Origin of the sequence: Halomonas sp. BN3-1, from assembly GCF_003056325.1 — a bacterium.
Classification (GTDB): Bacteria; Pseudomonadota; Gammaproteobacteria; order Pseudomonadales; family Halomonadaceae; genus Halomonas; species Halomonas litopenaei.
The window spans coordinates 640,812-654,742 of record NZ_PYVV01000001.1 but is presented as its reverse complement, the minus strand read 5'-3'; the positions used below and the strand labels follow the sequence as shown (position 1 = coordinate 654,742).

General features: G+C 62.5%; 11 protein-coding genes. 2 read left to right on the top strand and 9 right to left on the bottom strand.

Annotated elements, in window-relative coordinates; genetic code table 11:
* Positions 1–52 precede the first annotated feature (52 nt).
* From C9F12_RS02650 to C9F12_RS02640, 3 genes are read right to left on the bottom strand one after another with little or no spacing between them, the layout of a single operon-like run.
* Complete coding sequence (locus tag C9F12_RS02650; protein ID WP_108447876.1) at positions 53–2,017, bottom strand: DUF3732 domain-containing protein; 1,965 nt, start codon at positions 2,015–2,017, stop codon at positions 53–55.
* A complete protein-coding gene (locus C9F12_RS02645; protein ID WP_108447875.1) occupies positions 2,014–2,511 on the bottom strand; it encodes a three component ABC system middle component in 498 nt (165 codons plus the stop codon). Before C9F12_RS02645 ends, C9F12_RS02650 begins: the two co-directional genes overlap by 4 nt.
* On the bottom strand, positions 2,508–3,722 hold the full coding sequence (locus tag C9F12_RS02640) for an ABC-three component system protein (protein ID WP_108447874.1): 1,215 nt from the start codon (positions 3,720–3,722) through the stop codon (positions 2,508–2,510). Before C9F12_RS02640 ends, C9F12_RS02645 begins: the two co-directional genes overlap by 4 nt.
* Before the next feature lie 686 nt (positions 3,723–4,408).
* Here C9F12_RS02640 and umuD point away from each other — a divergent pair.
* Both umuD and C9F12_RS02630 read left to right on the top strand, forming a co-directional pair.
* Positions 4,409–4,858 carry a translesion error-prone DNA polymerase V autoproteolytic subunit gene (gene umuD / locus C9F12_RS02635; protein WP_108447873.1) on the top strand — a complete coding sequence of 150 codons (450 nt, stop codon included), beginning with the start codon at positions 4,409–4,411 and terminating at the stop codon, positions 4,856–4,858.
* On the top strand, positions 4,855–6,123 hold the full coding sequence (locus C9F12_RS02630) for a Y-family DNA polymerase (protein WP_108447872.1): 1,269 nt from the start codon (positions 4,855–4,857) through the stop codon (positions 6,121–6,123). The genes umuD and C9F12_RS02630 overlap by 4 nt, the downstream gene beginning before the upstream one ends.
* Before the next feature lie 136 nt (positions 6,124–6,259).
* On the opposite strand, the gene C9F12_RS02625 is transcribed toward C9F12_RS02630, so the two are convergent.
* From C9F12_RS02625 to C9F12_RS02600, 6 genes are all read right to left on the bottom strand, one after another.
* Complete coding sequence (locus tag C9F12_RS02625; protein ID WP_108447871.1) at positions 6,260–7,765, bottom strand: sugar porter family MFS transporter; 1,506 nt, start codon at positions 7,763–7,765, stop codon at positions 6,260–6,262.
* A 157-nt stretch (positions 7,766–7,922) separates the two neighbouring features.
* Positions 7,923–8,831, bottom strand: a complete 909-nt coding sequence (locus C9F12_RS02620) for a TIM barrel protein (RefSeq protein WP_108447991.1) — start codon at positions 8,829–8,831, stop codon at positions 7,923–7,925.
* A 50-nt stretch (positions 8,832–8,881) separates the two neighbouring features.
* Positions 8,882–10,030: a Gfo/Idh/MocA family oxidoreductase gene (locus C9F12_RS02615; protein ID WP_108447870.1), complete on the bottom strand. Its 1,149-nt coding sequence runs from the start codon at positions 10,028–10,030 to the stop codon at positions 8,882–8,884.
* 67 nt (positions 10,031–10,097) lie between these two features.
* Positions 10,098–11,948, bottom strand: a complete 1,851-nt coding sequence (gene iolD / locus C9F12_RS02610; RefSeq protein WP_108447869.1) for a 3D-(3,5/4)-trihydroxycyclohexane-1,2-dione acylhydrolase (decyclizing) — start codon at positions 11,946–11,948, stop codon at positions 10,098–10,100.
* A 373-nt stretch (positions 11,949–12,321) separates the two neighbouring features.
* Positions 12,322–13,086, bottom strand: a complete 765-nt coding sequence (locus tag C9F12_RS02605) for an SDR family oxidoreductase (RefSeq protein WP_108447868.1) — start codon at positions 13,084–13,086, stop codon at positions 12,322–12,324.
* Between the two features lie 61 nt (positions 13,087–13,147).
* Positions 13,148–13,930: an aldolase/citrate lyase family protein gene (locus tag C9F12_RS02600; protein WP_108447867.1), complete on the bottom strand. Its 783-nt coding sequence runs from the start codon at positions 13,928–13,930 to the stop codon at positions 13,148–13,150.
* Position 13,931: the final 1 nt, after the last annotated feature.

Genomic DNA, 13,931 nt, shown 5'->3' with positions numbered 1-13,931 from the left:
AGGTCCACCGTCCGGTGTTTGCTGTTGATAGGTGCACGCATTATCAGTATATCTATTGCTCACCTTCTCTCTTCCCGCGAGGCCAATCTTCTGGAATCAGAGCCAGCCCGCCTCGCCACCTCTCCACGACGCCGCTCTGGTACCACTCCTCGTTGATATCGGCGTGCTCGGTCACGATGACTTGGAAGCCCGGGGAAATGCCAGCGACCACGTCAAAGACGAATCGGAACATCCGTGACACAGCATGCCGATCATCCTCCCCGATCATGGCCATCGATCCGTCTGCATCCTTCTCAGGCGGGAAATAGACTTGCGAGGGCTGATCCAAGAAAAGAAACCGTGGCACCGGCCGGTCGCGCTGCGTGAACCACTCATGCAGCGCGAGATGTCCGATGAGATGGTAGCCGACCCAGTTCTCGCCGCTCCCCATACGGTCCATGGGGACGGGGCCGTCTGCAGTATCGGCAACAATGGTGAGCTTCTTGATGTCGAGCCGTAACGGATACTTCGAATGCTCGAGATCCAGCTCGCGCGCCCAGTCTGTCATGCGACGTCCGAGGATCGAGGTGATGGACTCGATGCGCTCCTTCACCCGGTCGTCGCTAAGCTCTTCTTCGAGGGCGGTACATTGACTCCGAAGCAGCTCGGCCTGCTCCTCTAGCTCCTTCGTATCCGGTAGTTCAGGAAAGCTCTCCAGGTAGAGCGACACCCTGCCAAGAATGAGCGCACGCTTCGCTGCGTCATCGCGTAGGTCCTGAAGCTGCTCGCTGGAACGTCGGACGGCCTCCATCTCGGCCCGGTTCTTTGCCAGCTCATTATGAACGCCTTGGAGTCGTCCCTCGATCTCGGCGATGGCCTTTTCCACCTGGGGGGCGACTCGAGTGACTGACTCAAGCCGCGTAGAGACGTCGGTCAGTGCCGTCCGTAGGTCCTCCACATCAGGAACTGACGCAAAACCACCAAGGGACTGCGAGCACAGGGGACATATGTGCCCTGGCTCCTGCCCCTCGAAGATGCCGATGGACATAAGCCGCGCGCGTTGTTCATCGGCCTCACGGGAAAAGCCCTTCTCATCTCGTTTAAACGCCCGGGCGGCCCCGATCTCGTCTCGCAGCCGTCTCTGTTGCTCCAGCAGCTGATTTCGCTCGTCGCTTAACCGCGTGTACTCGGTGTTGGCCTCAGTGGAAGTTGATTCCGCTGCGGCCGCCTCAACCGGTACCTTGGATACATCCTGCAACGCTAGGACTGTGTCTTCCCAGGTCTGTGCGATAGCAGCAGTTAGGCCGGCGTCTCTCGCCTGAGCCAACAGCGTCGCGGCCTTGCTGATGCCATCACCTTGCAGGGCTCGAAGCTCGGAGATCTGGCGGTCCACGGCACGAAGCCGCTCCCGCAGACGCCTCAGCTCCTCACGCTTTCGAACGTATTCATCGTCAACCGCACCGAGGAAGTAGGGGAGAACGTCCTTCAGGCCTTGGGCCACGAAGTTGTCAGCAGCGCCATGGAAGAGCTGCTGACGCCGAATGATCTCGTCCTGAGGCTGAAAGCAGAATGAGATGGCATGCCTAACCGTGGCCGAGAGCGGAGTCCGTACCTGACCCGCCGGAGGCTCGTGGATGTTGTCGCTGATCCCGGACAAGTTCGACAGCAGGCTGACAAGCCCCTTGGTATTCGTGGTCTGTCTGAGTGTATTCGCTTCAGGGGTGGAGACTTCATCGCGGAGCTCGACGAAGCAATCTTCACTGGATTGGGCTTGCGGGTTTGGGCATCGACGGGCTATGAATGCCTGCCCACTGTCGAGTTGGAGGCGAACACCGAACCACGACACGCAGCGACGAATCGGCCCTTCGGGGACTCGACACTGGCTGGCACCAAAGCAGTAGTCGACAATATCGACGAGTGCGGACTTCCCAGTCTTAGAAGCCCCCGTAACAACGTTCACGCGCCCAGGCTGAAGAGGTAGCTCGCGCGCCCTTCCGTCGTGGCTGAACACGACGATTCCGAGGATCTGTACGCTCATGGCCGCACTCCTATGAGGGCAAGGACCGTCGCGGCAGCGCCAGCATGAGCGAACCACTTGCCCACGAATTCGGCCTTCTTCACGGTCTCCCGCACTTCGTCGCTCGAATCACGCAGCGACTTGCGAACCGACGTTCTCCAGCCGTCTACGCCGACCACCTGCCCCTCGTAGATCGAGAAGAGACCGTGAACACCCCCGAACAGGAGTGCTTCCTTGGTGAACTCAGCGAGAAGCTGTGCGCGGGAAGCTATTCGCCCACGAGCAAGGACGTCGCCCTCCAACCACGTAGCCAAGGACGTTCGGGTATCTCGCGGCAACGCTTCGCGCGTGCGGCGATCCAGCACGAGCGGCAGAACGAGGAAGGCCTCCTCAAACGCGAGGGCGGTTCCGTCAAACAAAGCGTGCCCTCGTGTAGCATGCCAGAGAAGGTTCGCACAGTAGCCCGGATTCAGGAGCGTTCGTTCTTCACGCGACCTCTCGTTCCAAGCCGTCATGCTGCCCCCTCCTCCCCGGCGAGCAGGTGAGCCAACCGATAACGAAACTCGGGATGCCATCCGACTCGGAGCTCATCGGCCAGCATATGCAGTGATCCGCGACAAACAAACGGCTCCGTCACGCTGGGGCGAATGAGTACAGATGCCCGTTCCGCCCATTTGAGAACGGAGCGAGCGGCCTCTTCTTTGGCCCGATCTGTCGGGCCGTCCCCGAGTTCATCGCGCATACCTTCGAAGACCAGATCCCACTCTTCGATCAGCCGCTTCTCGTATCTGCGCAGATCTAGGCCAACAACGAGTTCGTCCCGGAGCCAGCGAGACCGTTGCTCAAAGGCACGGTAGTAGTCGCGGATGGCAGCTGCTACGCGTCGCTTCCCCGCCTTGATGAGGTCAAGTTGGTGAACGAAGTTCGAATTTTCGTGGGCAGCCCGCGTTGCCTCGTCGAGGTTGAACTCGAGCAGGTCGTCATCGATTGGCAATGACTCCTGTTTGAAGCCCTCGCGGAGATCGGACATTTGAGCTTCGACCTCGACGGAACCGATCCGGTCGCCGTTGGTGCTGCTGAGTTGGTCCAGTACTCGCCGAAGCCACCAGCCTTCGAGTCGATCGAGGAAGGCTGCGTGATGTTCCTTGTCGACGGCCCAGAAAACCTCTCGCCGAAGCTCACCATCGAGGTCATTGACGGTCGGAGCCACGTCCAAAACAGTGACGCGGGCCAGTAATGCAGCTCGCTGTGCCGGAGAGGCTTCCAAGTAGACCGCGTACGCTGGCTTGTTGGCAGCGCTGCTCGAAGACTGGGCCGTCGCATCGAGCCGAGTCAACGCGGCCTGCACGTCTCGGTTGCTTCCTCGCAAGTAGGATGCGGCACTGCCGTCCGACGCTTCACCGGTGGTGACCAAGCACAGGCTGGCTGTGGAGGGAACCTCTCCAGAGGCTGTCTCCTCGAACCAAATCCTAAGGGTCTTCCAGAGATCTGTGCTGGCATCCGTTAACGATGCTGCGGCGTTCCGGTGATGCTTGGTCTGTAGAAGTTCGCGAGGATCGCCACCGACGCTCTCGAATGCGACGTCATCCAACGTTTCAATTCCCACGAGAAAATCGGGCTCAGATTTCAGCCGTTTCAAGGTCCATAGGAGCGCCGAACGGACCTGATACAGGTAGCCTAATGCGGGATCTACAGCCGCAAACTGGTTTAGCTTGGCATCTGTCATTAGGTCTCGCTCGCGTTCATGTTCAACTCGTACCTAATAAGTATTAGACGGCGTGCGCATGCACTGACAAGCGCGCAGACACGTTAAACTGTGTTTTATAACACGCTACAACCTCTCCACCCCATTGTCACCATGGCCGCTTTGGGTCGAAACCGGACGTTCAACCTCTCAATGTGCTTCGCACAAACTCCACGATTTTCTAACGTTTTCAACGTCTCGTTTACCACTTATAGACTAATGTCTCCAACGCTAATCGCGCCAGCACAAAATGCCACCCTCTTTCGTCGAAAACGCTGGATCGTTTGATCAACGTCTGCTTTCCTTCCTCACCCACTTGCGCCATGGCAATCAGCCATGCAGGACGCCCAAAACCACCAGAACGTAACCCGTCAGGGGCTATCACCTTACCCCTTGGCTTTCTTCCACTATTCTCTGATGGCGCCTGGCTCATGCGTACCAGGCCTCGTCAGTCGCTAAACCTCACCATCCTTCGCTCTCGCAAAGCAGACTCATCCCACCAAGCCAACTTTGCCCCCTGCCCTCCTGTGCTGGCGCAGCCATGCACGTCCTGATACTGTATATCCAAACAGTATGTACGATTCAGGAGGCCCCCATGCGCGACGACCATTCCCTTGTTTGGCGAACCCTTTCGTGTAGCGCCTGTGGCAACGACGGGAGCCTGTGCCATGAGTCTTGAGGTGGAGGTGCTGGGGAAGGTCGATCCCCACGCGCCCGGGACCGCCTTGCCGCTGGCGGCGGCCGAGGTTCGCGCGGGCTTTCCATCGCCGGCCGATGACTACCTGGAGGGACAGCTCGATCTGGTGGCGCATCTGGTGCCCCACCCCAGCGCTACCTTCTACCTGCGCGCCAAGGGCGAGTCGATGAAGGGCCTCGGCATCTTCGACGGGGATCTGCTGATCGTGGATCGCTCGCTGGAGCCGCGCAGCGGCTCGGTGCTGATCGCCAGCGTCGACGGTGAGCTGACCTGCAAGCAGCTTGGCTATATCGGCAATCGTCCCTACCTGCTGGCGGCCAATGAGGCCTTCGCGCCGATTCCGCTCAACGGTCGCGACTGCGACCTATGGGGCGTGGTCACCCACAATATCCACGCCCTGGCAGCGGGAGTCGCGCGGTGATCGCGCTGGTCGACTGCAACAACTTCTACGTCAGCTGCGAGCGGGTCTTCGATCCTTCACTGCGCGGCAAGCCGGTGGGGGTGCTGTCCAACAACGACGGCTGCGTCATCGCCCGCAGCCAGGAGATCAAGGACCTCGGCGTTGCCATGGGCATGCCTGCCTTCAAGATCGAGGGCGCGCTGCGCAGGCAGTGCATCCTGCTGTCGAGCAACTATGCGCTCTACGGCGACATGTCACGTCGGGTGGTTGATACGCTGCGGGAGTTTGCTCCCGCCGTCGAGGTATACAGCATCGACGAGTGCTTTCTCGACCTCGCGGGCATGGCGCCCGCCGGGCTGGACGCCCACTGCCGCCGCTTGCGACATACGGTGATGCGCCACACCGGCATTCCCGTCGGGGTCGGCGTGGCGACCAGCCGCACCCTGGCAAAGATCGCCAACCACCAGGCCAAGAAGGATCCCCGCGCAGACGGCGTCCACGTGCTCGAGGCCGATTCGGCGGCAACCCGAGCCCTGCTGCAACGCCTGCCTGTCACAGAGGTCTGGGGCGTTGCCGGACGCACCGCCGCCCGGCTTGGGCAGCTCGGCATCGAGTCCGCCTGGCAGCTACGTGAAGCCGACCCCAAGCATATCCGCCGCCATTTCAGCGTGGTGCTGGAACGCACGGTACGCGAGCTTCGCGGCGAATCCTGCATCCGCCTCGACGACGTCGGCGCCCCGCGCGAACGGATCATGACCAGCCGCTCCTTTGGTCGGCCCACCGATGACCTCGCGCAGTTGCGCCAGGCAGTGCGCGCCCACGCCGGCCGCGGTGCTGAAAAGCTGCGTGGTCAGGGCAGCGTGGCGCGGGCGCTGCTGGTGTTCTTGAAGACCAACAAGCATCGCCAGGATCTTCCCCAGCACCATCCTTCGCTGGTGGTTCCGCTTGAGCGTCCCAGCGACGACAGCCTCGAGATCGTGGCAACCGCGACCCGGGCGCTTGCGCGTATCTATCGCCCAGGACACCAGTACATGAAGGCCGGCGTGATGCTGCTCGACCTCGCCGACAAGGCAAGCCTGCAGCAGGATCTGTTTGCCATCGACGACGCCAGACAAGCGCGCAATCAACGCCTGATGGACACCCTGGACGCGATCAACCAGAAGCACGGTCGCGGCGCCTTGAGCCTTGGCAAGACCAGCGTAGACGCGGCCTGGCAGCTCAAGTGCGAACACCGCACCTCAGGCTACACCACCCGCTGGGATGAACTGCCGATCGCCAGGCTATAGCCACACACGATGGCGTCACGCCATGCCCTTGGCCCTGCCGGTTATCCCCGCCAACACGACGCTGCCCCTGGCCACGTGTATCACGGGGCCAGGGGCAGCGGTGACGATCAGCCATTACGGCCTGGTGAAAGGATGACTACTCCGAGGTGACACTCTTGCCTTGCCTGGTCAGCTCGCGACGCCGCTTGCTCAAACGTGTGGCGGTGATGTCTTCCAGCTCCTCCAGCGTCTTGCCCTTGGTTTCCGGCACGTAGCGCAGGACCACCAGCAGGCTGATCAGCGTCAGCACCGCATACAGCCAGAAGCTGAAGCCACCCCCCGTCATCTCATTGAGGAAGGCATTCTCGCGCAGCATGGGGAAGGTCTGGGTGACCATGAAGCCCATGAACCACTGCGCTGCCACCGCCAACGACATGGCCCGCGCGCGGATGGCGTTGGGGAAGATCTCCGAGATCAGCGTCCAGCACACGCAGCCCCAGGAGATGGCGAAGGAGACTACATAGACGATCAGCGCGATAAGTGCGCCCGGCCCGGCCTCGCCTCCGGCGATCACAACGCCGAGGAAGGTCATGGCCACCATGCTGCCGAGGCTACCCGCCACCAGCAGTGGGCGACGGCCGACCTTGTCGATCAACAGCATGCCCAACAGGTTGCCGCCGACAAAGGTGACCCCCATGATCGACGTCTGCAGCAGCGCATCCTCGTTGCTGGCGGTCACCGACGACAACACGTCAGGCGCGTAGTACATCACCACGTTGATGCCCGTCAGCTGCTGAGCGGCGGCGATGAAGACACCGATCATCACCAGACCGAAGGTGCCCTTTGCGCGCAGCGACACCTTGCGTTTTGTCTGGCCACGCTCGAACGACTTCTGGATATCACCGAGGGTCTGCTCGATGGCCTCGGGACGATAGAAGCGTCCCAGCACCCGTCGCGCCTCGTCGATCCGCCCTTTCAGCACAAGCCAGCGTGGTGACTCGGGCACGAAGGGAACCAGCACCGCGAAAAGAATCGAAATCACCGCTTCCGAACCCAGCATCCAGCGCCAGCCGAAATTCAGTATCCAGGTTTCGGCCATCCCCTTGGCGATGAAGTAATTGACGAAGAACACCACCATCTGGCCGAACACCACCGACTGCTGGAACAGACTCACGGTACGCCCGCGCAGGTAACCCGGTGACATCTCAGAGATGTACATGGGCGCGATGACGCTGGCCATGCCGACGGCCACGCCACCGACCATGCGCCACCAGATGTAGCTCTCGAAGGTGCCGGCAAGACCAGAACCAAAGGCCGAGGCGGTGAACATCAGAGCAGACAGCAGAAAGACCGCTCGGCGGCCGTACAGGGTCGAAAGCCAACCGGCGATGAGGGCACCGCCGATGCAACCGATGACCACCGACGATACCGCCCAGCCCTTGGCGGCGGGTGAAAGATCGAAGTACTCGGCGATGGGACCGATGGCGCCGGAAATGACCCCGGTGTCATAGCCGAACAGCATGCCGCCAAGGGCGGCGACCAGGATGATCTTGACCAGATAGACCAGCTGGGTGGATGTCAGTTGTTGCTGCTGACTGGCCGGTGGTGACACACCGGCCGGTGAAGGGGCAGCACTGGCGCTGCCATCGTGTGACGTGGGCATGGTGACCTCTCGTTGAAGGTTGTTGTAGTACCAAGAGTCCTGCTTGCGCAGGCATGACAAGACGTCACACCCCGATCTCGCTGGCGGATGACGTACACACGGCTGAGCCCTTTGCCCCCCACCGAGGCCGCCCAGGCCACGGGGAGGAGTCTGTCCATCAGGCCTCGGCCAAACCCTGTTGCAGAATGTGGCGCTCGATGAACTCGCGACTCTCGCGGGCGTTATCCAGGGCATCGTTGTCCCTGGTCGGATCCACGTCCTGCTCGACGGTGATCCAGCCCTGATAGCCGATGGCGGCCAGGCTTTCGCGCACGGCATCGAAGTCGACACTGCCCTGGCCCAACGGGCAGAACACGCCCTGACCGATGGCGCGGTAGAAGTCGGTGCCCTGGGCCACCACATCCTCAAGCACTGTGGCCTGGACATCCTTGAAGTGGATGTAGACGACTCGCTTTCCGTAGTGGCGAATCAGCTCGGCGGGATCGATGCCGGCATACAGGCTGTGGCCGGTATCGACACACAGCTTGACCAGATCCTGATCGAGCTCCGCCATGGCACGGTCGACCTCATCGCGGTACTCGATGTAGCTGCCGGCGTGAGGATGGAGCACCGGTATCACCTGATACTGGTGACAGATCTCGGCCACCTGCCGAATGGTGCACATCATTTCCGCCCACTGGACGTCGCTCAGTCGGGTGGCCGATGCCTGCTGCCCCGCTTGATCGGTACGTGGCGAGCTGACGTGATCGATGATCACCATGTAGCTGCCCTGCTGGGGTTTGAGCACCTCGCAGGTCGCCCGGGTGTAATCGAGGATCTGCTGTCGCTGCTCGGGATCGTGCAGGTGCTTGAAGATGGTGCCGGCCACAAGCGAAAGCCCCCGCTTCTCAAGCGCCTCGGCCAGCGTGTCCGACGACGTGGGCAGGTAGCCCAAAGGGCCCAGTTCGGTAGCGTTGAAGCCGGCCCCGGACAGTTCGTCCAGCACCGTGAACCAGGGGGGATTGGCCGGGTTGTCGGCAAATTCGATGCCCCAGGAACAGGGGGCATTGGCAAGCTTGATCTGCATCTTGGTGGTCCTCAGGTTGTTGGTGGCGTGCTGGGCCATGCATCGAAGGGCTAGAACGCCACCCAGGCGCCATCGTTGTCGGCGGACTCGACGCAGCACTCGAGCAGGCGCACGCCTTCGATGCCGTCGTCGATGTCCGGATACCACAGACCGCCAGCGGCGCCGTGCATCGCCGTGGCGTAGCGGTGGTAGAGGTTGGCCCAGGATTCAAAGAAGCCCTCGGCATGGCCGCCGCCGATACGATTGCAGGCCACGCCAGGGTCGTCGGTCGCCAGATAGCCCATGCCACGCTCGAGAATGCGCACCGGCTGGTTCTGCACTTCGTGGCGCAACTGGTTGGGATATTCGTCCCACCATTCGAGGCTGGCCTTCTCCCCGACGATGCGAATCTTCTGCTGATGCATGGAGCCGGCATTGACGGCACTGGCCCACAGCGACCCCACGGCGCCACTCTGGTACTGCAACAACACCTGGGCGTTGTCCTCCAGCGGTGCCCGGGTCGCCACGAAGCTCTGGCGATGACACAGCAGCCGTTCGACCTTGAGCCCAGTGATGAACTGGCCAAGGTGGAAGGTGTGGGTGCCAAGATCCCCCAGAACGTAGGTCGGGCCTGACACCGCGGGACTGGTGCGCCATTTGGCGCCACTGCTGGTCTGCTCTACCGGCTGACTGTGAAAGCCGTGGGCAAACTGCATGTTGACCAGGCGTATGTCGCCCAGCTCTCCGGCCTGCACCATGGCCCGGGCCTGGTGCAGCATGGGATAGCCGCTGTAGCCATACATGACGCCAAACACAAGCCCCCGCGCCTGGGCTTCGGCCTTGAGTTGCTGCGCTTCGGCGACGGTGAAGGTCACCGGCTTCTCGCAGATGACGTGCAGCCCGGCCTTGAGGGCAGCAAGACCTATCGCGTAGTGGGTGCTGTTGGGGGTGGCGATGCTGACCGCCTGGATGCCATCGTCGCGTACCGCTTCGGCACGCAGCATGCTGGCGTAGTCCGGGTAGCAGCGCTGGGCGTCGACACCCAGGCGAGTGCCGAAGTCGCGCCCGCGCTCGGCGTCCAGGTCAAAGGCGCCGGCCACCAGCTGAAACAGGCCGTCACGCTGTGCCGCGGCCCGGTGGGCATGGCCGATCTCGCTGCCCCGACCGCCGCCGACCATGGCCCAGCGCAGCGGGGTGAGTTGGTGTTCCTCGTTGAACATTGGTTGTTCTCCGGTGAGTCAGTGGCATGTCACCGAGCCAGGGCCACGCCCTGGCTCGGTGACGTGGCTAGATACCGCGACGCTGGTGGACACGACCGGCGTCCATGGCAGCGACGCGCTCGGCGTCGACCCCATCGGGCACCTGTTGCGGCAGTCCCACGTCCCACCAGCAGTCGCAGGAGGACCACCTGGTGGGATCGATATCGACCACGATGACGTAGGTACGCGGACTCTCCTGGGCACGCTCGTAGGCGGCGCGGAAGTCGGCGATGTCGCCAAGGTGCTCGCCATGGGCGCCCTGGGCACGGGCATGCTGGAGAAAGTCGACGCGCACCAGTTCATCTGCCTGACTGCGACAGTCGGCCAGCATGTTGTTGAAGGAGGGATTGCCGCTGTTGTTCTGCAGCTTGTCGATCACCGCGTAACCGGCGTTGTCGCACACCACCACGATCATCTTGTGGCCGGTCAGCACCGAGCTGTAGATATCGGAGTTCAGCATCATGTAGGAGCCGTCACCGACCAGCACCACCACATCGCTGTCGGGGTTGGCGATCTTGGCGCCCCAGCCGCCGGCGATTTCGTAGCCCATGCACGAATAGCCAAACTCGATGTCGAACTTGCCAAGCTGTCGGCTCTGCCAGTTCATGTTGAGCTCTGCCGGCAGACCGCCGGCGGCGGTCAGCACGGTGTCCCCCGGCTGCTGCACCGCATTGACCGCGGCGACCACCTGGGCGTAGGACGCCACCTGGCCGGGCGTGATCTCGCCGCGCCGGGCGCACAGCGCCTTCCACTCGGCCGCCAGCGCCTGTGCGCTGTCCAGCCAGGCGGCGGCTGCCTGCCAGTCGCCCAGAGCGTCATCGAGCCGCGCCAGACTGTGCCGGGCATCACCGACGACCGCCAGCGCCCGATGCTTGTACGCATCGGTGGGTGCCACGTTGAGCGACACCATGGCAAGGTCCGGATGCCGAAACAGCGACCATGACCCAGTGGTGAAATCCTGAAGCCTGGTGCCCACGGCCAGCAGCAGATCGCAGTCGTGTGCCAGGGCGTTGGCCGAGTCGCTGCCGGTGACGCCGACAGGTCCCGCGTTGCAGGGGTGTGACTGCAGCAACGAGGCGCGACCGGCGATGGTCTCCACCACCGGGATGCGGTGGCGCACGGCAAAGTCCGCCAGGCGCTCGTTGGCCTTCGAGTAGTGCACTCCGCCACCGGCCAGGATCAGCGGCCTTTCGGCCTTCTTCAGCAAGGCGATGGCCTCGTCGATGCTGCGGCTATCGGCTTCCGGGCGGCGAATCCGGTGCACGCGCTCCTCGAACAGCGCCTCGGGGTAGTCATACACCAGCCCCTGCACGTCCTGGGGCAACGAGATCAGCACCGGCCCGCAGTTGGCGGGGTCCAGCAGAGTTGCCACCGCCGCCGGCAGCGACTGGATGATCTGCGCCGGGTGGGCGATGCGATCCCAGTAGCGGGTGACGGGCTTGAAGGCGTCATTGACGCTCAAGCCTGGCTGATGAGGGTGCTCCACCTGCTGCAGCACGGGGTCCGGCAGACGGCTTGTGTGGGCATCACCGGCCAGCATCAACAGCGGCAGGCGGTTGGTATGGGCGATGCCGGCGGCGGTGATCATATTGGTCGCGCCCGGCCCGATGGAGGTGGTGGCGATGCCGATCCGCTCGCGCCGATTGGCCTTGGCATAGGCCACCGCCGCCATCGCCATCGACTGTTCGTTCTGCCCTCGCCACAACGGAATCACGTCCTGGATGCGGTTTAGCTGCTGGCCGAGGCAGGTCACGTTACCGTGACCAAAGATGGCAAAGCCGCAGCCAAACAGGCTATCGATCTGCCCGTCTCGTTCGACTTTCTGGGCCGCCAGAAAGCTGGCAATGGCCTCGGACACCGTCAATCTTGTCGTCTTCATTTCTTTCTCCCGTCATCCCGAAGGCTGCATCGAAGTACCGGCAAACGGATGAATTCCGTCTTCCGGACGCTGGCGACTGGCCCATAAATGCTCTGTTCGCTGTGAGCGTTCACTGTGATCGCTCGCTGTGAGCGTTCATTGCGATCGCTCGCTGCGGTCACCGGCAGCGCAAACCCGCTCCAGACGTTCCCCGCACCATGTCTTGCCGCGCTGCTTGCCGCACTGCTTGCCGCACTATGTGAAAACGTTTTCATTCGTCGTCAAAAAAGAGAGGCTGACACTTGCCCTCTGCGTGCTGGCCCTGGCGCTCTGGCGCTCTGCGCGAATGCGTCAGCCGGTGACTGACCCGCTACCCGCGCCAGGCGCTCCTGGGCTAGACCAGTCCACCATCGACGATAAAGGTCTGGGCGCTGATCATCTGGCTGTCGTCTGCGGCAAGAAACAGCACCATCCGGGCGACATCCTCTGGTTTGACGCGCTGGTGGAGGCTCTGATTCTCGAGCACCTTCTGCTCGAGCTCCGCGCTCCACCACAGGGACTTCTGCCGCTCCGTGATCACCCAGCCTGGCAGCACGGTGTTGACGCGGATGCCGGCGTCGCCCATGTCCCGGGACAAGGTTCTGGTCAGCCCTATCGTGGCCGCCTTGGCACTGGAGTAGGCACAGATATCCCGTGAACGTCGCATGAAGCTGGGGGAGCTGAAGTTGATGATCGACCCGCCCCCGGCCGCCTTCATGCCGGCGAAGACGGCCTGGCAGGCAAACACCGCGTGGCGCAGGTTGGTCGCCTGCAGGTCGTCCCAGGTGTCGACGTCCAGTTCACTCAAGGGCACACGGGTGTCCCGCGCCGCATTGTTGACCAGCACCTCGACCGGGCCGAACGCGCCAGCCGACTGCGTGATCGACGCCCGCAGCGCTTCGATGTCGGTCACGTCGCAGCGGGTAAACGCCACCTGTCCGCCTTGGCGCTGCAGTCGTTGCGCCAGTAGTGAGCCCGCCTGCTCGTCGATATCGATGAAACTGACGCAGGCCTTCTGCTCGCAGAAATGCTCGACCAGGCTGGCACCGATACCGGACGCCCCACCGCTGATGAACACATGGCGCCCCTCGAGGCTTGGATACCGTGCATAGCTGTCCAATCGAAAACCCTCCACATCACCTGGATGTTCTGTCCTGCTTCATCTGCGACACCTAAGGCTCTCAATAACCTGCCTTTCCTGTCGCCTCGCGCTGCATCTCCTGCAGAATGCTGCTCGAACCTGCCACCAGCATTCGCGCGTCCGACGACACCGTCACCAGATCGCATCCACGGGCCAGCATTTCGCGGGCGTGTGCCGCGCTGCCGTTATGGATACCGACGATCTTTCCCTGCTGGCGACAGCCATCGACCAACCGCTGGATGATGGCGTCAAGTTCGCCATCGTCATGGTCGAACCCCGGCGTCTTGCCGTGGGACAGTGCCAGATCCGCAGGGCCGATATAGATACCGTCGAGGCCTTCCACCGCGAGGATCTCCTCGAGATTCGCCACGCCTTCCCGGGTCTCGATCATCGCCAGCACCAGCAGCTCGTGGTTGGCATGGGTGACATAGTCATTGCCGGCATAGAGCATGGCGCGGTGGGGACCGAAGCTGCGCACTCCCAGGGGCGGATAGCGGCAGGCCGCCACCAGTGCCCGCGCATCCTCGGCACTGTTGATCAGCGGGGCGATGACACCGTAGGCCCCGGCGTCCAGCACCTTCATGATCAGCCCCGACTCGAGGCTCGGCACCCTGACCAGCGGCACCGTCGGGGTGGTCGAAATGGCCGTCAACATCTCAACGAGCTGGGGGTAGTCGATCAACCCGTGCTGCATGTCGATGGTCAGGCTATCCCAGCCCTGGTGGGCCATGACCTCGGCAGAAAAACCGCAGGGCAACGACAGCCAACCATTGACCACGCCCGTGCCTTCCTTGATGTGCGACAGAATTCGATTGGTTCTCATG